The 20,604-nt window shown below is 61.1% G+C and carries 21 protein-coding genes; 8 read left to right on the top strand and 13 right to left on the bottom strand.

The window, feature by feature from the left end; translation table 11 throughout:
• Window positions 1-69 precede the first annotated feature (69 nt).
• Together ACOH1Z_RS06705 and ACOH1Z_RS06700 are read left to right on the top strand one after the other, a co-directional pair.
• Window positions 70-531, top strand: coding sequence for a Fur family transcriptional regulator (locus ACOH1Z_RS06705; protein WP_449647666.1), 462 nt, complete (start codon window positions 70-72; stop codon window positions 529-531).
• On the top strand, window positions 528-2,027 hold the full coding sequence (locus tag ACOH1Z_RS06700; protein WP_449647665.1) for a catalase: 1,500 nt from the start codon (window positions 528-530) through the stop codon (window positions 2,025-2,027). The genes ACOH1Z_RS06705 and ACOH1Z_RS06700 overlap by 4 nt, the downstream gene beginning before the upstream one ends.
• Before the next feature lie 154 nt (window positions 2,028-2,181).
• On the opposite strand, the gene ACOH1Z_RS06695 is transcribed toward ACOH1Z_RS06700, so the two are convergent.
• Window positions 2,182-2,922, bottom strand: a complete 741-nt coding sequence (locus ACOH1Z_RS06695) for a TSUP family transporter (RefSeq protein WP_449647664.1) — start codon at window positions 2,920-2,922, stop codon at window positions 2,182-2,184.
• Between the two features lie 61 nt (window positions 2,923-2,983).
• Window positions 2,984-3,448: a GNAT family N-acetyltransferase gene (locus tag ACOH1Z_RS06690; protein ID WP_449647663.1), complete on the bottom strand. Its 465-nt coding sequence runs from the start codon at window positions 3,446-3,448 to the stop codon at window positions 2,984-2,986.
• A 79-nt stretch (window positions 3,449-3,527) separates the two neighbouring features.
• Here ACOH1Z_RS06690 and ACOH1Z_RS06685 point away from each other — a divergent pair, with 79 nt between their 5' ends.
• A complete protein-coding gene (locus tag ACOH1Z_RS06685) occupies window positions 3,528-5,756 on the top strand; it encodes a beta-glucosidase family protein (RefSeq protein WP_449647662.1) in 2,229 nt (742 codons plus the stop codon).
• 36 nt (window positions 5,757-5,792) lie between these two features.
• On the opposite strand, the gene ACOH1Z_RS06680 is transcribed toward ACOH1Z_RS06685, so the two are convergent.
• Window positions 5,793-7,253 (bottom strand): MGDG synthase family glycosyltransferase, encoded by a 1,461-nt coding sequence (locus ACOH1Z_RS06680; RefSeq protein ID WP_449647661.1) that lies wholly within the window; start codon window positions 7,251-7,253, stop codon window positions 5,793-5,795.
• A gap of 48 nt (window positions 7,254-7,301) precedes the next feature.
• Window positions 7,302-8,684, bottom strand: a complete 1,383-nt coding sequence (locus ACOH1Z_RS06675) for a DUF2254 domain-containing protein (RefSeq protein WP_449647660.1) — start codon at window positions 8,682-8,684, stop codon at window positions 7,302-7,304.
• A 96-nt stretch (window positions 8,685-8,780) separates the two neighbouring features.
• Here ACOH1Z_RS06675 and ACOH1Z_RS06670 point away from each other — a divergent pair, with 96 nt between their 5' ends.
• On the top strand, window positions 8,781-10,016 hold the full coding sequence (locus ACOH1Z_RS06670) for a mechanosensitive ion channel family protein (RefSeq protein ID WP_449647659.1): 1,236 nt from the start codon (window positions 8,781-8,783) through the stop codon (window positions 10,014-10,016).
• Window positions 10,017-10,028: 12 nt separating this feature from the next.
• Entirely contained in the window at window positions 10,029-10,871 is an 843-nt protein-coding gene (locus tag ACOH1Z_RS06665; RefSeq protein ID WP_449647658.1) for a CPBP family glutamic-type intramembrane protease, read from the top strand.
• Between the two features lie 43 nt (window positions 10,872-10,914).
• Here the strand turns inward: ACOH1Z_RS06665 and ACOH1Z_RS06660 are convergent, their stop codons facing one another.
• From ACOH1Z_RS06660 to purS, 3 genes are read right to left on the bottom strand one after another with little or no spacing between them, the layout of a single operon-like run.
• Window positions 10,915-11,379 carry a DUF3817 domain-containing protein gene (locus ACOH1Z_RS06660; protein ID WP_449647657.1) on the bottom strand — a complete coding sequence of 155 codons (465 nt, stop codon included), beginning with the start codon at window positions 11,377-11,379 and terminating at the stop codon, window positions 10,915-10,917.
• A gap of 19 nt (window positions 11,380-11,398) precedes the next feature.
• The gene (gene purQ, locus ACOH1Z_RS06655) at window positions 11,399-12,097 is read right to left on the bottom strand and encodes a phosphoribosylformylglycinamidine synthase subunit PurQ (RefSeq protein ID WP_449647656.1); all 699 of its coding nucleotides are present in this window, start codon (window positions 12,095-12,097) and stop codon (window positions 11,399-11,401) included.
• On the bottom strand, window positions 12,097-12,369 hold the full coding sequence (gene purS, locus ACOH1Z_RS06650; protein ID WP_449647655.1) for a phosphoribosylformylglycinamidine synthase subunit PurS: 273 nt from the start codon (window positions 12,367-12,369) through the stop codon (window positions 12,097-12,099). The genes purQ and purS overlap by 1 nt, the downstream gene beginning before the upstream one ends.
• Window positions 12,370-12,444: 75 nt before the next feature.
• On the opposite strand from purS, the gene ACOH1Z_RS06645 reads away from it, so the two are divergent.
• On the top strand, window positions 12,445-13,695 hold the full coding sequence (locus ACOH1Z_RS06645) for an MFS transporter (RefSeq protein WP_449647654.1): 1,251 nt from the start codon (window positions 12,445-12,447) through the stop codon (window positions 13,693-13,695).
• Window positions 13,696-13,753: 58 nt separating this feature from the next.
• Here the strand turns inward: ACOH1Z_RS06645 and ACOH1Z_RS06640 are convergent, their stop codons facing one another.
• Complete coding sequence (locus tag ACOH1Z_RS06640; protein WP_449647653.1) at window positions 13,754-14,311, bottom strand: YceI family protein; 558 nt, start codon at window positions 14,309-14,311, stop codon at window positions 13,754-13,756.
• A 71-nt stretch (window positions 14,312-14,382) separates the two neighbouring features.
• On the opposite strand from ACOH1Z_RS06640, the gene ACOH1Z_RS06635 reads away from it, so the two are divergent.
• Window positions 14,383-15,393, top strand: a complete 1,011-nt coding sequence (locus ACOH1Z_RS06635) for a serine hydrolase domain-containing protein (RefSeq protein ID WP_449647652.1) — start codon at window positions 14,383-14,385, stop codon at window positions 15,391-15,393.
• Window positions 15,394-15,484: 91 nt separating this feature from the next.
• Here the strand turns inward: ACOH1Z_RS06635 and ACOH1Z_RS06630 are convergent, their stop codons facing one another.
• Window positions 15,485-15,841, bottom strand: coding sequence for a cupin domain-containing protein (locus tag ACOH1Z_RS06630; RefSeq protein ID WP_449647651.1), 357 nt, complete (start codon window positions 15,839-15,841; stop codon window positions 15,485-15,487).
• Between the two features lie 63 nt (window positions 15,842-15,904).
• A complete protein-coding gene (locus ACOH1Z_RS06625) occupies window positions 15,905-16,768 on the bottom strand; it encodes a VOC family protein (RefSeq protein WP_449647650.1) in 864 nt (287 codons plus the stop codon).
• A gap of 89 nt (window positions 16,769-16,857) precedes the next feature.
• Here ACOH1Z_RS06625 and ACOH1Z_RS06620 point away from each other — a divergent pair, with 89 nt between their 5' ends.
• Window positions 16,858-17,457: a hypothetical protein gene (locus ACOH1Z_RS06620; protein ID WP_449647649.1), complete on the top strand. Its 600-nt coding sequence runs from the start codon at window positions 16,858-16,860 to the stop codon at window positions 17,455-17,457.
• Window positions 17,458-17,496: 39 nt separating this feature from the next.
• On the opposite strand, the gene ACOH1Z_RS06615 is transcribed toward ACOH1Z_RS06620, so the two are convergent.
• Genes ACOH1Z_RS06615 through ACOH1Z_RS06605 form a run of 3 tightly spaced genes read right to left on the bottom strand, consistent with a single transcriptional unit; the run spans window position 17,497 to window position 20,604 of the window.
• Window positions 17,497-18,699 carry a pyridoxal phosphate-dependent aminotransferase gene (locus tag ACOH1Z_RS06615; protein ID WP_449647648.1) on the bottom strand — a complete coding sequence of 401 codons (1,203 nt, stop codon included), beginning with the start codon at window positions 18,697-18,699 and terminating at the stop codon, window positions 17,497-17,499.
• A 23-nt stretch (window positions 18,700-18,722) separates the two neighbouring features.
• Window positions 18,723-19,262, bottom strand: a complete 540-nt coding sequence (locus ACOH1Z_RS06610) for an Lrp/AsnC family transcriptional regulator (protein WP_449647647.1) — start codon at window positions 19,260-19,262, stop codon at window positions 18,723-18,725.
• Window positions 19,255-20,604, bottom strand: coding sequence for a M20/M25/M40 family metallo-hydrolase (locus ACOH1Z_RS06605; protein WP_449647646.1), 1,350 nt, complete (start codon window positions 20,602-20,604; stop codon window positions 19,255-19,257). Before ACOH1Z_RS06605 ends, ACOH1Z_RS06610 begins: the two co-directional genes overlap by 8 nt.

The following is a 20,604-nucleotide window of genomic DNA, read 5'->3' as shown; positions in this document are numbered from 1 at the left end:
AGGCGACTGGGGTAAAAATTCACTGCAAGTTGTCTTGAATTATTCAAAACAACTGATACCGTCTTAACCATGGAAACAGTGACGGATGCGGCGCTCGCCGACACTCTGCGAGAGGCCGGTCTGAAAGTGACTGAGCCCCGCATCGCTGTGCTGAGCGCCCTCACCGATATCCCGCATTCCAATGCCGACACGGTGTTCAGCGCTGTGCTTCCGAGTGTGCCCGGCACCTCCCTCCAAGCGATGTACGGAGTGCTGGCGGCGCTGACGACGGCGGGCTTGCTGCGAAAGATCGAACCGGCAGGGTCATCCGCCCTTTATGAGCGTCGTATCGGCGACAACCATCACCACATCGTGTGCACCGAATGCAGCGCTGTGCGCGACGTGGACTGTGTTGTTGGCCACGCGCCGTGCCTCGCTCCCTCCGACGCGGGCGGCTTCGCCGTGCACACCGCCGAAGTGAACTTCTGGGGCGTCTGCCCCGATTGCCAGAACGTGCTGAATAATCCCACCCACACAAAGGAGACATCGTGACTGAACCCACGACAACCCAGGCCGGCGCACCCATTGCGAGCGACGAACATTCGCTCACCACGGGTCCCGATGGCGTAACCGCACTTCACGACCGCTTTCTGGTCGAGAAGCTTGCCTCGTTCAACCGTGAGCGTGTGCCGGAGCGCAACCCCCACGCCAAGGGTGGTGGAGCATTTGGAGAATTCGTCGTCACCGAAGACGTATCGAAGTACACCAAAGCTGCCGTCTTCCAGAAGGGCGCAACAAGCGAAACCATTCTGCGGTTCTCGTCCGTAGCCGGTGAGCAGGGTTCCCCAGATACCTGGCGCGACGTTCGTGGATTCGCACTGCGTTTCTACAGCACCGAGGGCAACTACGACATCGTCGGAAACAACACCCCCATCTTCTTCCTCCGCGACGCCATGAAGTTCCCCGACTTCATCCACTCGCAGAAGCGCATGGGCGACTCCGGCCTGCGCAACGGCGACATGCAGTGGGACTTCTGGACCCTCTCGCCCGAAAGCGCCCACCAGGTCACCTACCTCATGGGTGACCGTGGCCTCAGCAAGTCATGGCGCCACATCAATGGTTACGGATCGCACACCTACCAGTGGATCAACGCCGAAGGCGAACGCTTCTGGGTGCAGTACCACTTCCACTCGCGCCAGGGCGTCGAACTGATGGAAGCCGCGGATGCCGAGCGCATCGCTGGTGAGGACGCCGACTACTACCGTCGCGACCTCTTCGACTCCATCGCCAACGGCGACTACCCCACCTGGGACGTTTCCGTTCAGATCATGCCCTACGAAGAAGCAAAGACCTACCGCTTCAACCCGTTCGACATGACCAAGACCTGGTCGCACAAGGACTACCCGCTGATTCCGGTCGGCCACTTCACGCTCAACCGCAACCCGGAAAGCTTCTTCGCGCAGATCGAACAGTCAGCGTTCTCGCCGTCGAATATGGTTCCCGGCACCGACATCAGCCCAGACAAGATGCTGATGGCGCGTGTGTTCTCCTACCCGGATGCCCAGCGCAACCGCATCGGAGCCAACTACAACCAGCTCCCCGTCAACCAGCCGCACGCCTCCGAATCGCGCAACTACCAGCACGAAGGCGCCATGAACTACAAGATCGGTGATGCCGCCGATCGCACCTACACGCCCAACTCCTTCGGTGGTCCAGCAGCTCAGCCCGAGCTTGCCGGCGAAGGCGGCTGGGCAAGCGACGGCGAACTCATGCGCAGTGCCCAAACCCTGCACTCTGAAGATGACGACTTCGGCCAGGCAGGCACGCTCTACCGCGATGTCTTCTCCGCAGAGTCGAAGGCTCGCTTCATTGAAACCCTCACCGGCCAGGGCCGCGGCATCACCGTTCCCGAAATCCTCGAGCGTTTCTACTGGTACTGGGGCAGCGTGGATGCAGAACTCGGCGCCACCCTTCGCCAAACAGTTCCCAGCAATGGCGAAACCCCCAACGAAGAAGCCGACCCCGTCGGAGTTGGTCCAGCCAACTAGCACCGCTTAGCAAGAAGTAGAGCTGCTCGCGCTAGCGAACTGCCGAACTCCGGATGCCCGGTCCCCGAAAGTTGGGGGCCGGGCATCCGTTCGTTAGGGCTGCACCCACGGCGTGATGCCGAGCGCGAATCGCCGTTCGAGTGGTGTGCTCTGGCTAGGATGCGAGGCCGAGGGCCCCATCGATTACAGCAACCGTGCCGCCAACGTAGGCGACGATGATGACTGCGGTCCGCGCGACTCCGTGGCTCACATGGCGGTTGAGTACTTCGCCCAGGGCGAGCCCTACCAGCAATGCAGCCACGATGATGATCCAGCTCACAGCGTCCAAGTCAGGAAGTTGTCCGCCAGAGAAAACGGCTTTAGTCGCAAGCGACGCCGTGCCAACAATCACAAAATAGGGCTGTAGTGTCGCGGCAAAGTTCACTTGCGGCCACCGCATAATCACCGCATAGATACTGAGCGCTGGACCGCCAACGCCCGCAGCAGTGTTCATGAATCCGGATGCCGCTCCCGCCACAATTGCTGCTGGCCGCGCCGGAACAACATGTTCCGCGCGCCTGATGAGCAAAGTCGCCGTGAGGGCAACAATCACCAGCACCCCAACACCAAGCTGCATGACAGCGCCGGGAAGACGCGTCACCAAGAACGAACCAGGAACGATCGCGACCAATGCGGGGATCGCAAGCCACGCCAGCGTGCGCCACTCAATGTGTCGCCACACTCGCGGGATAATCAGTAGCGAAGAAACGACGCCACACAGGTTGACGACGAGCACGCCATCAAAAGGACCAAGCAGGATCACCACAAGGGGCGATGCGACAAGGGCAAAGCCCATTCCTGTTATTCGTTGTGAGAGTGCTCCGACCGCAACGGAGAGAGCAACGAGAGCGAGCACTGAATAAGCTTAGAGCGCGACGCGCGCGTAGCCCGGCGATCGACGTTCCGTATTCGGCGAGCTAGAGCGCCTTTGAGTAACAGACGCTGAGCGGCTCGCCCACGTAGGCATCGAAGTTCTCGACGCGGGTGTAGCCCTCGCGCTCATAAAAACGCATGGCGTCAGGCTGCGCGGTTCCCGTCTCGAGAACGAGTTCAGCGGCCGACTGAGCGCGAGCCCACTCCTCGAGCCCCTTGAGCACAGCGATCGCGATACCGGTGCCACGCTGAGCGGGAGTGACGTACATCCGCTTCACTTCGAAATTGCCGTTATCGAGCTCGCGGAGCCCGCCACAGCCGGCCGGAACACCATCAACGTAGGCGATCAAGAAGACGACAACCGAGTCCGAGTTGGGCTTGATGCCTGGCTCGCTGTCTTCTGTTCCGTAGCGAGCCGTGAGCTCAGCTCGTTGCGCAGAACGCAGCATCACCGAGTCAGCGTGCTCGAAAGGAACGCTACGGAGTTCGAGTTCGTAAGTGTCTTCCACGTCAGAAGCCTAGTCTGCGCGGCTGACTATGCCACTCAGATTTTGCGAGAGCACAGCTAGAGGGTGCAGACTTCGAATCATGGAGAATGCGAACGGCATCGTGCCGAGCGTCGGTGGTGGGGCGATCAGTGACCACGCCGTGCCGGTCGCGATGAAAGCCTCAGTTCACGCATTCGACGACGCGGTGCACGCTGTTCGCGTAGGTGAGATCGATGCGGATGCCGCCTCAGACCAACTCATTGGCCTGCTAACCGACAAAGAACTCCTCGGTTTGCTCGACGGAGACTCTCCGCGACGCCTCCTGCCCTTCATCCCCGCACTTCTCGGGCGACGACCCTTCGTGGCCGGTGCGGTGTCGCGGCTCGGCATCCCGGGCATCCGCTTCAGCGACGGTGCTCGTGGTGTCGTGATCGGTGCCGCTACAGCGTTCCCGGTGACGATGGCGCGAGCAGCAACCTGGGATCCGGCTCTGGAGGAGCGAGTCGGGGTGGTGATCGGTGCCGAGACCCGCGCGCGGGGCGCCAACTACTCTGCTTCGGTGTGTGTGAACTTGTTGCGGCATCCCGCTTGGGGTCGCGCGCAGGAGTGTTACGGCGAAGATCCGGTGCTGGTCGGGCAGATGGGCTCGGCCCTCACTCGCGGTGTTCGGGTCCATACGATGGCGTGTGTGAAACATTTCGCGCTCAACTCGATGGAGAACGAGCGTTTCGAGGTCGACGTCGCCGTCGATGACCACGCGCTGCATGAGGTGTATTTGCCCCATTTCAAAGCGGTGGTGGATGCCGGAGCCGACTCCGTGATGAGTGCCTATAACCAAGTGCGCGGCGAATATATGGATGTCAATCGTGCCCTGCTCACAGATGTGCTGCGAGACGAATGGGGTTTTACCGGGTTCGTGACAAGCGACTGGGTGTTCGGAACTCACGATGCGGTTGTGAGTCTGCAGGCCGGAATGGACGTCGAGATGCCGCTACGGATGTTGCGAGCGCGCGCGCTGCCTGCCGCACTGCGCCGTGGCGAGCTTGACCGTGCGACCGTGCTGCAGTCGGCGCACCGCATTCTGCGGACCAGCATCCTTCACGCGGCAACGCGCGAGCAGCAGGAGCCGAATGTGGCCGTCATCGCCTCTGCCGCACATCGAGCCCTTGCCCTCCAAGCCGCTGCAGAGTCGATCGTGCTGCTCAAGAACGATGCCGTCGGCGAGGCGCCGCTGCTTCCCTTGTCTTCCGGCACGCGGCGGCTTGCCGTCATCGGCCGCCTCGCTGACGAACCGAATCTCGGCGATCATGGCTCCTCTCGCGTTCGGCCACCATCCACCGTTTCGCCGCTGCAAGGATTGCGCGAAGCGTTCCCGGAGGCGCAGATCACGACTGACACAGGCAAGAACGAGAGCGCTGCTGCCGAGCTCGCGGCGCAGGCAGAATCTGTTGTCGTTGTCGTGGGCCTCGACCAGCACGACGAGGGTGAGTCGGTCGTTACAGGGGGAGTCGACGTCGGGATATTGGGCCGCGCGTTCAACTCCGGATTGTCTCGCCACCTCTTCATTGGGCTTGCGCACGTGGCGGCACGCTTCGTGCGTGGCGGCGATCGGAGCTCGCTCGAACTTCGTCCTTCCGATGTGAGTCTCATCCGTGCCGTTACCGCAGCGAATCCGCGCACCGTTGTGGTGCTGATCGGTGGCAGCGCGATCCTGACCGACGAGTGGCGGGATCGCGTTCCTGCGCTTGTCCTCGCCTGGTACGGCGGCATGGAGGGCGGGCATGCTCTCGCGAGCGTGCTCACGGGAGACACCGAACCCGGAGGGCGCTTGCCGTTTGTTATACCGAGCGATGCGGCACATTTGCCGCCGTTCGACAGCACAGCAAAGGCGGTTGTCTACGACGATAAGTGGGGCCAGCGACACCTTGATGGCCAGGGCTTTGCTCCCGCGTTCCCATTCGGTTTCGGGTTGGGCTACACGACGATGACCCACGAGCTACTGGACCACACGTTTGCTGACGTGGGCGGCACCGCTCGCGTTCTCGTGACCAATACGGGCGATCGCGACGGTTCTTCTGTCGTGCAGCTCTACGCCGCCGATCTGTCGGCCGGGCATCCCGTAGCCCAGCTAGTGGGTTTTCAGAAAGTGACTGTGCAGCGCGGGGCGAGCACGACCGTGCAGATTGCGTTGGATGCGAGGCCGACGTTTCAGCGTGATCCGAGCACCCGGCAGTGGCACCCGCGAGCGGGCGATTGGGCGCTGATCGCTGCTCAACACAGCCCCTCGCAGTGGACCGGAGCAGTGCCGTTGCGGCCCGCTGCAGCCTAGTGGATTACAGATTGCGGCTTGCGACTGCGGCTGCGATTACGCCCGCGACTGTGCCTGCCCCTGCGGAAGGGCGTCGATGCGAACACGCAGCGCATCGTCGTTGCGGAGCACTGCCCGAATGAGTCGGCGGCCCTCCCAGCGCACTGAGGCGAGCGTCTTGTCGGGTCTCAGCACTAGGTCTCCACCAGAAGACGCGTACCGCTTCTGCAGGTCTTCCAGCTCATCTGCTTTCAGGAGTGCCACCGTGCTGTTGTCTGTGAGATCAGTCAGTCGAACTAGGGCGGACGCTCCCCTGAGATCGCTCGCCACCATTTGTCGTTCGCTGGCGGCAAGAATAGATTTTTGAGCAGCGCGAGTCACGACGATCGGCCGGGCCGGGCCATCAAGCAGGCCAGTGAGAACGTCTGCCGCGGCATCCGGTCGGCCGGTGCTCTTCGCTGCAGCTTGCATCCGCTGGAGGCGATCAGGTTCGCGCAAGATCTGGTCGATCTTCCAGCCGAGGGTGGTGACGTCGTTGCAACGAACAGCAGCACCCTGTTCCATCAGGTAGTCACCGTTGCGAACTTCTTGGCCCGGGATGGGGTTCACCAGCACCATGGGCAAACCTGCCGCCATGCATTCGGACGCTGTTAATCCGCCCGGTTTTCCGACGAAGAGGTCAGCGCTCTGCAGCAATGATGGCATCTCTGTCGTAAACCCCAGCACACGGTAGCGATCGTCAGCCCCTACTAGTTGCTCGATGCTCGTGCGAGTCTCGTCGTTGTGCCCGCACACGACCGTGGCCGTGAACGGAGAGCGCAGATGAAGTGTCTGCCGCACTGCGGCGATGGCATAATCTCCGCCCGCTGCGCCAGCGGAAATCAAGATATTGGGGGTGTCGTGGGCGATACGGTCGGGCGCGACATCCGGGTGCGTTGCAATCGGGATGCCGGTGGCTGCGATGCGGTCTGGCGGTAAGCCGAGCGCTGTCAGTTCTACCCTTCCTTCCTCTCGAGCCACATTGAAAGAGTGAAACGCGCTGGTCATCCACAGGCCTTGGGGATCATAATCAGTCGTGACAACCGCTGTCTTGGCATCGATCACGCCACGCATCAGCAGTGTTGCCATCAGTTGGGCCGGAAGAAAGTGGGTGCTCACGATCGCGGTTGGCTGGAAGCGTTTGATCGCGCGGATCACGGGAAGAGAGTTTGCCTGCGTCCACGGGTCGATCGGTCCGCGGCGCCAAAACGGTGCGTCGCTGACGTCGTAAGCCCACTCGAGGAGCCAGGGCAAACCCTTCGCGAGTACAAAGTAGCCTTTCGCCAGCACGTCGCGGTAGAGAGCGCTGCTTATCTGTAACACGTCGAGCACCTCCACTTCAACGATATCGGTGCGTGTGGCACAGGCTTGGCGCACTGCCGCCGCCGCGCTGTTATGACCCGATCCCACCCCGGCTGACAAAATCAGTACCCGCTCTGCTCCGTAAGCATCGGGGCGTGAAGAGGAGGTCGGCGGCATGGGGAAATAATAGTCGAGGCGACTTCGGCACACCCGACCGTGAGCCTTTTACACCCAGCGGTGTTCCGTGGCCGCAGCGCGAGCGGCCTCGGCAAATCTGACGAATCGTTCGCGCTCCACCGCGTCATACGTTTCCGCAGCAACGGAGGCTTCGAGTCGCTCAATCTGTTGAAGCACGGCCGCCGTCTGGTCGGTTCGTTGCGCCCGGTAGCCCACCTCTTGCAGCAGCTGGAACAGGCGCTCCACTACTCCGGGGTCGCTCGCGCCATACCGGCGCGGTTGGGTCAGGGCGATGTCGAGCAGGCTCACGAAATCGTGGGGCTTGATGATGACCCGCACGAGATCGTCTTCATCGGTGAGTCCCATCGATTGGATGGGCAACTCAGCCAGCGAGCAGAGCGTCGCCGAAATGTGGCCAAGCGTGTGCACCGCGGTCGTCGGGTCATTGACCCCTGGCGACAGCGCGCGTGCAGTAATGTCGACGAGTTGCCGGATGCCAAAACCGATATCCTGGCTGGCCGTGCGCTCATAGGCGAGGTCAACAGCGCCCGCGATCGCACGGCTGATGGTATCGCGCTCTTCGTCATCCAGATGCTGCATCGGGTCACGCGGCCACCACCGAGCTACGGGAGTTTTGCTGACGACATGGTGCCCGACGGTGTGCTCTTCGCGCACCACAATGTCGTACTTGATCGCTGTCGTGAGCAGCCGCGAACGATCGGTGGAACGGATGAACCCCGACCGTGTAGCCAAGCTGAACTCGATGCGTTCATCTGGTGGCCACTGGGGAAGCTCTGTGCGACCGACCGCCATAGTGGACGCCACTAGGTTGATCGTGCTGCTGGTCTCCAAATAGACCTGACGCATCGTGGTTTCAATGCGCAGTTGCCGGGCGAGATGCGCTAAAAACAGTACGAGCATGACAACGCTGGCCAGAGTCAGTAAAGATGCAAGTGTGACGGCCAATCGGGGCACAATGGGATCGAAACTGTCAGAGCCATCCTGAATCGTGCGCAGCACCGTCAACGAGTAGGCGAAAGTTCCCACAAAGACCGCGAGAGTCCAATGCACCGTCGGATCTTTGAGGAAGGTCCGCAACACGCGTGGTGAGGCCTGGCTGCTGGCCAATTGGAGTGCAACAACCGTCAACGAGAATGTCAGCGAGGTTGCCGTGATGAGCGATCCAGCAACGGCAGAGAGCACCGCTCGGGCTGCCTCCGGCCCGCCAGCGAACAGTATGCGCTGAAATCCGGGAGCAAGAGACGAGTCAACGGCACGATCGATGAGGGGAAGAACAACCCCCAGGGCGACCGCGATGATGATGAAGAGAGTTGGCAGCGGCCACAACTCTGTGGCGATCGATTCGCGAAACGTTGCCGTCCACCGGCGCAGCGAGCTGCGTCGTGCACTCTGCGTTGCTGCCTCGCTCATAGCGCCCCTCTCGAATCGCCCTAGTTAATCACGGCAGGCGCCATGAAGGTAAGTGCCCGTAGGCTGGTGCGACGCCAATGAAAGGAAATCACTCGAGTGTTTGAATGGGTATCGTGGCTGGGTCTCGCCGTAGCTGTACTGATTGCGCTTGTCACGGTCGTCATTGCCGTCGGGGTGATCTCTCTCATTGTGCGAGGTATCGCACGGCTTCGGCCGGGGGTATATCAAACGCTCGCGCCGGTTCGGCAGCGTTTGCGCGTGCTCATGGCACTCCTCGCCGTGTGGGCGGCGATCTCGATCACTCTTCCCCTTGAGGGCCTGCGCGGCGTCATCGATGGGGTGATTCTCGTCGTGGTGATCGCCACGAGCGGTTGGTTGCTCATCGCCGTAATCAACCTGCTGCTCAATCGCACGCTTACCCGCTACCCCACCGACGTTCCGGATAACCGGGCCGCCCGCCGCATCCGCACTCAGGTTCAACTGATTCGTCGAGTGCTTGCCGCCGTCATCATCATCGTCACAATCGGGGCCATTCTGTTGACCCTGCCAGGTGCTGAAGCTCTCGGCGCGAGCGTTCTGGCCTCCGCTGGCCTCGTCAGCGTCGTTGCCGGCATCGCCGCTCAGTCGGCTCTCGCCAACGTTTTTGCCGGAATGCAGCTCGCCTTCAGCGACGCCATCCGAGTGGATGATGTTGTCATTGCCGACGGCGAATGGGGTCGCATCGAAGAGATCACCCTCACCTACATTGTGGTGAGCATTTGGGACCAGCGCCGCCTCGTGCTGCCATCCACCTACTTCACGACAACGCCGTTCCAGAACTGGACCCGCAATGCCACCGAACTTCTTGGTGAGATCAACTTCGATCTCGACTGGCACGTCAATATCGACCAAATGCGCGCGCAGCTCAAAAAGATCGTTGCCGACTCTGACCTGTGGGATGGCCGTACCGCCAACATCCAAGTCGTGGATGCCACGGGTGGTTTCGTGCGCGTGCGCGTACTGATCAGTGCCGCAGACTCTGGCGCGCAGTGGGATCTCCGCACTCTCGTTCGCGAAGAGATGGTCGGCTGGTTGCAGCAGAAGAACCCCGCAGCCCTGCCTCGCACGCGCGTGCTCATGGTGGAGAACGAAGCCCGACCGCGCGGTCGTGCCTCCATTGATCCTCAGGAGCGCGGGCTGTTCAGCGGAAGCGTTGAAGCAGAGGCCCGTCGCCAAGAGTTCACGGGAGCCATTCCCGTTCAGGAGAACATTCCCGAGAACTTGGTCGGGCCAGAAGAGACCGACGCCGAAGAGGCTCAGGCTTCCACCGACAAGCGCGTCATCAACGATTAGGAACCTTTCACGATGCCTGCCCTCGACAGCGCTGTCAGTTCGCCGCCCCTCAGCTCACGCAGTTGGGGTCTGATTCCCGCAGCGCTGCTGAGTGGATCAGCGGTGCTCATGTTCTCGCTGCGTTTGCCACTGCTCGGCTACGTCGTTGTGGCGGTCGCGCTCGCTGGCGCCTGGTTCACTGACAGTCGCAAGCTCAGCGAGGGTCTCGCAAAAGACCTGTTCCTTATCGCCACAGGCATGGTCATCGTCTCCACCATTTCGGTGGCCGCCGACATCAGCTGGGGCAACTTCTTTCTCATGGGGTTCGTGCTGTCGGCGGCCGTAGCCGTGCCCTACGCACTGTCACGCTTTGTGTTCAAGGATCGCGTCATCCGCTTTCCGTGGCGGGGCGGATGGCCGTGGAACCGTGTTCAGTGGGGCTACCTGTTCCTCGTGCTCTTCTTGGGCTGGCTCATCCTGCCGTTCTACTTCATCACGAGCGGCGTGTACCTCAACTGGCCTGCGGTCACCGCGGCAGATGAGATCGGTCGACTCTTCGTGGGCGTGAATGCTGTCGGCACGTGGGACGAGCTGTTCTTCATCCTCACCGTTTTCGTGCTCTTCCGGAGGCACTTCCCGGTCTGGCAGGCGAACCTGCTGCAGATGGTGATCTTCGTGTCGTTCCTGTGGGAACTCGGCTACCAGTCGTGGGGCCCTCTGCTGACAATCCCGTTCGCCCTGCTGCAGGGCTGGATCTTCTCGACCACGAAGTCGCTCGTGTATGTGCTGAGCGTGCACCTACTGTTTGATGCGGTTGTATTTCTGGTGATCGTGCACGCCCGCAACCCGGGAGTGATCGGGTTCTTCTTGCTGTAGTCGGGTGCTCCGAACCGGGGTGCCGCGCGCCGAGCGCGACTCGTTACTCGCCGCCGCCGGGAGGGCCGAGGGTGATCAGCACAACGTAAAGCACAACGACCGCCGCAACGATCACGCTGGCAAGCAGAACCGGGTGGTTGAGGGCCCAGCGCATCGTGCGGTCGACCCAGCCAGCGTCACGCGGGTGGTCGGAGGCTTCGGTGCGCCACTCGCCAGCAAGGCGATCCGTGCGGGCAAGCCACAACTCAACGGGGATCGTGGCATACGGAATAACAGCACTACCGATAGTGAGAACGGCGGCGCCGACGCTCCAGCGCTGGTTCACCGTCAACAACACGGCCGTGGCACCGTAGGCCAGGAAGACGAAACCGTGAATGGCTCCACCGATCGACACCGCGACATCCAGCCCCATTGTGGCGCGCAAAACGAGGCCGGTAATGAGCAACGTCCAGGTAACCGCTTCAGCAAAAGCGAGCACGCGGAAAAGTGACTTGGGGGTCGCAAACATTGTGAAGAAGCCGCCAGCCTTAGGCGTTGGCCATCAACGAGCTGATGGCGCTCGTGAAGAACGTGAGGCCGTCAGTGCCCGACCGCATCGCAGCACGAGTGTCTGGCCCAAAGCCAGGCTCGGTAGCGTGCTCGGGATGCGGCATCAAACCAACAACGTTGCCTCGCGCATTTGAGATGCCGGCAATGTCATTCGCCGAACCGTTGGGGTTGACCTCGAGGTAGCGGAACACCACCTGGCCTTCACCCTCAAGACGATCAAGAGTGTCTTGGTCGGCGATGTAGCCACCCTCGCCGTTCTTCAACGGGATGATGATCTCTTCGTCCTCTCTGAAGCCGTTGCTCCAGGCCGTGTTGACGTTTTCGACGCGCAGCTTCTGGTCGCGGCACACAAAGTCGCCGTGGTCGTTGCGCACAAGGCCACCGGGAAGAAGGTGGGACTCCACCAAGATCTGGAACCCGTTGCAGATGCCCAGAACGGGCATTCCGGCATTAGCGGCCGTGATGACTTCGCTCATGATGGGCGAGTGGGCTGCGATTGCGCCGGCACGGAGGTAGTCGCCGTAGCTGAACCCGCCGGGCAGAACGATGGCATCCACGTTTTTGAGGTCGTGGTCGCCGTGCCACAGGGCTACCGGCTCACCGCCACCCAGCTTGACCGCACGCTGCGCGTCACGGTCGTCGAGCGAGCCCGGAAAGGTGATGACTCCGACGCGCACTATGCGCCCTGAGCGTCGTTGGCGGGACGAGCCTCGCCGACATAAATAACATCTTCGATCACCGTGTTGGCCAGAAGATCGTTAGCGATCTCGCGGGCCTCAGCTAGCAACTCGTCAGTGATCGGTCCCTCAACGGTGAGCTCAAAACGCTTACCGATGCGCACCGCACTGAACTCGTTCTTGTCGAGACGGACGAGGGCGCCGGCTACAGCCTTGCCCTGAGGATCGAGGATTTCAGCCTTAGGCATTACCTCGACAACGATTATTGGCACCGAATCACTCCATGATTTCGCGCGGGCGGATTACTCCCAGTCTAGCGGAGGCCAGTGGTGCGCCAGACTGTACCCATGGACATTGACCGCGCAGTGCAATCTCGCATCGTCAGAACCCTGGTTGCCGGCCAAGTGCTTGCCGGGTTGGGGCTGGGCGCTACCGTCGCCGTTGGCGCAATTCTGGCCGCCGATTTGGGCGGCGAGACGCTCTCGGGGGCGGCTGCGACATCCAGCACGCTCGGTGCAGCGCTTGTTTCGATTCCGCTCGCTCGGCTCGCCGCCCGCTGGGGTCGCCGACCGGCACTGGCACTCGGTGCCGGTGTTGCGGCAGGCGGCTCGCTCATCACCGTGATCGCAATTGGTGTCGCATTCTTCCCGCTACTCATTCTTGGCTTTGCAATGCTCGGCGTCGGTACGGCGGTCGGCTTGCAGGCGCGCTTTGCGGCGACGGATGTTGCGGCTCCCGAACACCGCGGTCGTGACCTCTCACTCGTGGTCTGGTCAACGACTATCGGTGCTGTTGCCGGCCCGAACCTCATTGGACCAGGCGAGGCCGTTGCGCAGTGGTTGTCGCTGCCAACCAATACGGGATCGTTTGTGTTCGCGATTGCGGCGCAACTGGCCGCGATGGTGCTCTATCTTGTGGTGTTGCGGCCCGATCCGTTGACGCTCGCCGGCCAACGCCCGGTTGAACCTGCTGCTGCGGCGGATGCCGGAATAGTTCGCGGACGCGGCCCGATCGTCTTCGCTGTCGCTGCCATCGCGATCAGCCATGCGGTGATGGTCTCGATCATGGCCATGACGCCTGTTCACCTCAGCCACCAGGGAGCGAGCCTCACGATCATCGGCTTCACCATCAGTCTTCACATTGCGGGAATGTATGCGCTGTCGCCGGTCTTCGGATGGGCGAGCGACCATTTCGGTCGCATCCCGACGATCCTCATCGGTCAAGCGTTCTTTGCTGCCGCCGTTCTTGTGGTCGCACTGGGTCAACTGAGCAACGCGGCTGTCACTGTCGGACTCGTCTTACTGGGCCTCGGCTGGAGCGCGTCGACCGTTGGCGGGTCTGCACTCGTTGCTGACCTTGCGACGGGAAAAACTAAATTGCGCGTTCAGGGCCGCAGCGACACCATCATGAGTCTCGCCGGGGCACTCGGTGGAGGCTTTGCCGGGCCGATTCTGGCAATGGTCGGCTACGCGGGACTCGCGTGGGGTGCCGGAATTCTCGTTCTTATCGTTACAGCGGCCGCACTTGTGGTGTGGCGGAGCGCCGCCGTTGCCGCAGCCGAGAAAGTGTTGCTCGATACTGCGGCTGGCACGTCATGACAAAGGCCTCTCCGCGCGGTGCGCAGAGAGGCCTCATCAGTTGTTCGGGTGGTTTTGCTTACTGCTGAAGTGCAGCCTGAAGGTCGAAGTTGAGGGTGATGTTCTCGCCGAGAAGAACGCCGCCAGTTTCGAGTGCAGCGTTGTAATTGACGCCGAAGTCGGTGCGGTTGATGACGGTGCTGGCGCTTGCCGCGGCAATCGTCTGGCCGTAGGGGTTTGTAGCGATTCCGCCGAACTCGCCCTTCAGGGTTACGGGCTTGGTGACACCGCGCAACGTGAGGTCGCCCTCGATGGTGATGTCGTCGCCGACGATGGCCACCGAAGTTGAGGTGAACGTTGCAGTGGGGAACTGCTCCACGTTAAAGAAGTCGTTGGTGCGCAGGTGGCCATCGCGGTCAGCCTGGTTGGTGTTGATCGTCGACATGTCGATCTCTGCCGTCACCGAGTTGGCGGCGGGCGTTTCGGAAGTGACGATGGTGCCAGAGAAGCCATCGAAAGTTCCACGGACCTTGCTGATCATGAGGTGCTTGACGGTGAAGGAAACCGTCGAGTGAGCAGCATCGATCTGCCAAGTGCCGGTGGTGAAGCTGGGGTGTTCAAGAAGTGAAGTAGTCATGTCACTCAGCAACTAACCCCAGTCGATGTTTATTCCACGAATGACACAGAAGTTCTCGGTAGGCTCACCGTATGGACACCACCGAGCTCAATGAATTTCTTGAGCAAAACGACTTCTCTGGCACGGTCTTGATCAAGCGAGGCAATGCCACAATTTTTGAAGCCGTGATGGGCAAGGCAAGCCACCGGTGGGATGTGCCGAACACGGCAGACACCCGTTTCGATTCGAGCTCCATCACGAAGCTCTTCACCAGCATTGCCGTCCTACAGCAGGCGTCGAAGGGTGAGCTCGACCTCGAAACTTCCATCCATCACTATGTTGACCTGGCCGAATCGCAAATCGACCCAGCCGTCACGCTGCTGCATGTTCTCACCCACACGAGTGGTATCGCGGATGACGTGGATGAAGAAGAGGGTGAAACCTACGCCGAACTGTGGTCGGAGTTCCCCAGTTACACGATCATGGAACCGGCTGATCAGTTGCCGTTGTTCATCAACAAAGAATCGCTGGCCGCACCTGGAGTTGAGTGCGTGTACAGCAACGCCGGCTACGTGCTCGCCGGCCTCGCCCTCGAGAAGGTCACCGAAGAGAACTACCGTCAGCTGATTTTTGACGACGTCTTCACGCCGGCAGGCATGATCGATTCTGGTTTCTATGACCGTCGGGATGCCGCACCGCGAGTTGCTGAGGGCTGGGATTTCATCGACGGGCGCTGGGTTTCGAACGTGTACAGCATGCCCCCGATCGGTCTTCCCGATGGTGGGGCTCACGTGACGGCGGCCGATCTCATCCGCTTCATTCAGGCCGTTCGCGCTGGTGAGCTCCTCAACGCAGAATTCACGGAGGAGTTCCTCACCCCGCAAGTGCAGTACGACGAAGAGACCTGGTACGGCTTTGGTCTTGAGTTCGATATGAATGAAGACGGCACTGTGCGCAGCTACTTTGCTGATGGTGTGGGGCCGGGAGCATCCGGAATCGTTCGTCACTATCTTGAAGCGGATCTCGACGTTGTTGTGCTCTCCAACTCAGAAGAGTGCGCGTGGCCGATCATCCGCGAGATCGACGAACTTCTCGGAGGGTAGGGCGCGCACCTAGCGGAACGGCTGAACGGCTGAACGGCTGAGCGGCTGAGGCGAGGCCGAGCGGCTGAAAGGCCGAGCTGTTCCGGTGGTGTTAGGCCGGGCCGATCCATTCGCCTGGTTTTGCCTCGCTGGTTTCCTCGCTGCGAGGGCCGGCATCCTTCAGTTCCACAAACATTACGTGGGTGGGGGTGTCACCAATGTTTTCGCCGGCATGACGTTGCGCGGGGAGCCAGACGGCTGCTCCCGATGCCAACTCAACATCACGATGACCTTCGCCAGCGTGGAGGCGGCGGCGAAAGTCACTGAGGGTGATCATCAGGCTGTCAGGATGCTCGTGCGGTGTCGTCTTGTCGCCGGCCGCATCGGTGTACTCAAGCACTCGTACGCGGTCATTCTCGAACACCACTGAATAGTGTTCCGGATTCGTTGTTACAGGATCGGCGTCCATGGGAGATAGTGTGCGCCTCGATTCGGGCATTGGCAAGCACTATTTTTGGCGTGAGCCGTTGCCCTATTTCGCCGCGGTGCTCACGCGAATGGTGTTGGCCCAGGGGTCATCGAAACTGACGGTCTCGCCATCGTTTCGTAGCGGGATGCCGTGGTGCGTCATCCGTTCGCTCAGCGCGCCGAGGTCGTCGGCGCTCGGCACCGCAATGTCGACTTTGGCGAGTCCGAGTGCTGGCAACCGCGGACCAGCGCCGCTGGAGTTCCACGTGTTCATGGCCATGTGGTGGTGGTAGCCACCGGCGCTGACGAAGACGGCGCTTCCGGGGATTTCTGTGGTCGCTTCGAAACCGAGCTGGTTGACGTAGAACTCGCGGGCGGTGGTGATATCGCCAACTTGGAGGTGCACGTGGCCGACGCGGGCGCCGCCAATAACGGGCTGCTCGACGGCTGCCTCCGTGAGGTTCTCTTGGAGGAACCCGTTGGGGTCAAGAAAGAGGGTCCCCATTTCGACGGTGCCGTGAGTCCAGCTCCACTGGGTGCGGTCGCGATCCCAATACAGTTCGACACCGTTGCCTTCGGGATCGGTGAAGTAGAAGGCTTTGCTGACCAGGTGGTCGGCGCTGCCCGTGAACGTCTTCGGGTAGCGAGTCGCCACCGAGTACACGGATGCCGCCAGCGCCTCTTCAGTATCGAACAGGATGGCCGTGTGGAAGAGTCCGGCATCGCGCGGGCTCGCATGCTTGAGTGCAGGCGAATGCTTGAGGATCACGACGGGCGTGGTGCCGCGACCGAGAACGACTGTGTCGGAGGACTCGCTGAGCACCGTCAGAGCCACGGCATCCCGGTAATACGCTGTGAGGGCGTCGAGGTTCGCGACGCTGAGCGTCACAGCGCCCATGGCAGTGTCGGGAGCAAGCAGGTCGGTCATGTCCCGTACAACCTTGCAGGGTTTGCTGATATTCCTCCACGAAGCAAGCGCTTCGCGGGAGAATGGGCAGGTGAGGCTACACTAATGACATGAACTCACTATCCGTGATTCCCCGTCTCATTGTTGCGTCGTTGCTGGCTCTCACTCTCGCTGGATGTGGCCCCTCCGAAGCTCCGGCTAACAGTGAGGCTCCATCATCGGTTGCTGCGACTCCGACCGCAGATCCAGAGCCCTCCGAAGCTCCGGTTGAGCTCGCGACTGAGTGCAGTCAGCTTGTGGATGCGGACACTCTCGCTCAAATGGAGAGTGCTCTTCCATTGCAGGATGCGGAAAGCACTACGAGATACGTCGACAAAACTCGTAGCGAAGCGGAGATGTACGGGTCGTCCGTCGGAAACGCTATGTTTGTCGACAATGGCGGGCTCTTGTGCCTCACTTCGAATGGCTACGCCGTGGGGGAGCTCTTCGGCTACTCGCCCATCACGCCGGATCAGGCCGCTGCGCAGCAAGATCAGCTGCTTGAGCAGGGATACACCATTACTGCGTATCGTGGTGGCGACCTCTATAGTCAGTTGACGCAAAGCGACGGGGTTGTTTTCGAGTACCTCTTTGCTGGCGGTTATTGGTTCTGCGCCAAGACAATGGATCGCCTCGATGAAACCATCGCGAACTCAGGGGTGCCCCTCTAAGTAAAGGGCAACCCCCGCGTTGCAACGGGGGATGCGAGCCTAAACGGCTGCGCTCACACCTGTGAGTTCGGCGAACTCGCGGAGCCCAGCGGCCAAGCGCGCGACGCCTTCCCGGAAGACTTCATCACGACCGTTCGAGCCGTACATGACGCGGATGTAGCCTTCGCCGACGTTGCCGAACCAGTTTCCGGGCGAGACGCCGAGCTGCTGGGTATCCACGAGGTGCTTGACGACTTCGAGCGACGTGCCGAGCTCGGAGATGTTGACCCAGTGATAGAAACCACCGGCCGGCATCGTTACGCCTACGCCCGGGATGCCCTGGAGCGCATCGAAGATGGCGTGCCGGCGCTGGTCATAAATCGTGAACCACTCGTCGGTGTAGGCGGGGTTCTCGTAGGCTGCCGCAACGCCGTATTGAGCGAACGTATTGGTCGGGCCGACGTAGTTGAAGGTCGCGATCTTGAGTATCGGCATAATCTCGGCTGGAGCAACAAGGTAGCCCACGCGGAACCCGGTGAGCCCGAGGTCTTTCGAGGTGCCAAACACGGTGAGGGTGCGTTCGCGCATTCCGGGCAGAGTCGCGAAGTTCACGTACTCGGCTCCGTCGTACACCTGGCGCTCGAAGTCCTGGTCAACGATCACTCCGAGATCGAACTCTTCAGCCAGCGCTGCAAGCTCCATGAGGTTCTCGCGCGTGTAGACGGTTCCGGTGGGGTTGTTGGGGTTAGTGATCACGATGGCGCGAGTGCGGTCCGTGATGCGCGAGCGGAATTCATCCATCCGCAGGGCGAAGCCATCTTCTTCGTAGGTCGGAACCTGCACGCACACCGCACCCATCTGGTGGATGTCGTTAATGTTCTCGGCGAAGCCGGGGCTCGTCACGAGCACTTCGTCGCCCTGACCGGGTCGGATGCAGATGCGAATTGAGAGGAAGAGGGTGAAGGCTGAGCTTGGCCCAACCATCAACTCCGTTTCGGGGTCGATCTGCATCCCGTTGAAGTCGCGAAGTTTGTTGACGAGAGCGGTTTTGAGTCGGGGTTCGGCGTAGCCATTGTCGAGCGAGTAGTGAGTCTTGCCGTCATCGAGCGCTTGCTTGGTGGCGTCAATGACGTGGTCGGGCAGACACTTGTCTGGCGCAAAAGGGTCGGCACCCATCATCATGATTCGACGCTCGGGATCGAGCCCCGCGTAGAGGGAAAAATCGGGAGCGGCGAGTTCTCGCCACGAATCATCAATGCGCACGGAGTTACTTTCTGTAGAAGCGGTTATTCGTCAATGCCAAGAATGTGAGTGAGCGGCGAGGTGTCGTTGACCCGGCCGAGACTGATCATCGCTTCCACACGTTGGAGCCCAGGGACTGCGCCCAACTTCTCAAGCAGAAGGGTCTGCAGCTCGGCGTGATCCCTAAGGCGGAAGCGCGCCATCATGTCGTAGGTGCCACTGAGGATGAGGATTTCGGTGAGAGAGGGAATTGACTGCAGAGCCTCAATGACGGTGAGCATCTTGGCATCGGAGGTGATCTTAATCGGGATCACGACGAGCATCGGTCGGCCCATAGCCGACCAGTCCATCTCAATGCTGCGTCGGCGGATGACACCCGTGCGTTCGAGGCGGGCGACGCGCTCACCGACGCTGGGCGCCGACATCCCGACCATCGCCCCCAAGCTGCGAAGCGAAATGCTTGAGTCCTCGTGCAAGTGACGGATTAGCTGCAAGTCCACTCTGTCGAGTTCGACCTGTGGCGTGCTCTGCACGAGCAGATCGATGATTGTGGTTGCTTCGCTGTCTGGGGTCGACTCAGCCATGCTCTGCGAACCCATTCGCTTCGAGGTTCTGCAACAGTTCGAGCGTGAACTGGATGTGGGTGAGGTAGTCCTCGAGGTAGCCGTGTTCGTTGTAGCCGTGCATGTTTCCCTCCGGTCGCAAAGTTCCGGTGGGCGAGATCAGCGGAGCCCCAAGATGCTCAAGGAAAAATGCTCCGGGACCGGAACCAGTCATCACATCGTAGATGACGGGTTCTGCCTCGAAAGCTTTCGTTGCAGCCTCAAGAACAGACACGGCAAACGGAGTATCTACCGGTGAGAACGCTGGCTGCATCGTGCGGATGAGTTCGACCTGAATATCGGGCGCGGTGTCGCCGAGGAACGACTTCACTGTCTCGAAGCACGCGTGCGGATCCATGCCAGGAATGAGCCCGAAGCGTACCCGCGCTGCGGCATTCGCCGGAACGGTCTGCCGTACGCTCGGGTCAAGGTCAAAACCCGAGAGGCTCATCGAGGGAGCGAAGATGAAGCGCTCCTTGAGCTCTGCCTCCGGCAGGTCCTTGAGGGGGCTAATGCCGGGGAGGCTGATAGCGTCGCCGGGCAGCGAAAGCTCCTGCGTGCGCGCCTTCGCTGCGGCATCCGGACGCAACGCAGAATCCGTGAAACCGGGAACAGCGATGAGCCCGTCCTCGGTGACGAGAGACGTGATCGCCCGCATCAACTCGAGCGGTGCGGACCGCAGTATCTGCGAATACGAGGGGTGCTGATCGGAGGCCAAGATGTTCAGGCTCAGGCTGATCTCCATGCCGCCACGGCATCCGAAACCAACCGCAGGGCGCCCATCATCTTCGCGAAGGTAGCTTTCCCACAGCACGGCGTCGGAACTCAGTCGTTCGGCGTTCTCGGCCAACACTGTTTCGAGGCCGGGGCTACCGATCTCCTCACACGGGTCGGCGAGGTAGATCATGCTGTAGGGCAGACCGCCGGGGTGATCCTCGATGAAGAGTTCGAGCGCGCGGAGGCGACTCGTGACATCCGCTTTGTCATCGCAGGCACCACGGCCCCACATGGCACCGTCGCGAATTTCGGAGTCGAACGGGCCTGAAGTCCACTGCTCGAGGTCGCCGGCGGGTTGCACGTCATAGTGGTTGTAGAGCATGAGCGTTTTGGCGCTCGCTCCGGGGAAGTAGGCGACAACGACCGGCCCGTATTCGGGAATCTCGATGCGTTCGACGCGCTCGCTGAGGCGGCGGAGTTTCTGCTCCAACCAGTCGGCGGCAGCTTCGATTGCAACACGATCGCCAGCCACCGAGGGAAAGCGACAGAATTCCTGCCATTCGCGGATGCTCTGCTCGCGAGCGGCATCAATACGGGGGTCGCGCAC

The organism is Rhodoglobus sp., assembly GCF_053580035.1.
Note: the sequence above shows the minus strand (reverse complement) of the source record. Positions and strands in the feature narration are given on the sequence as shown.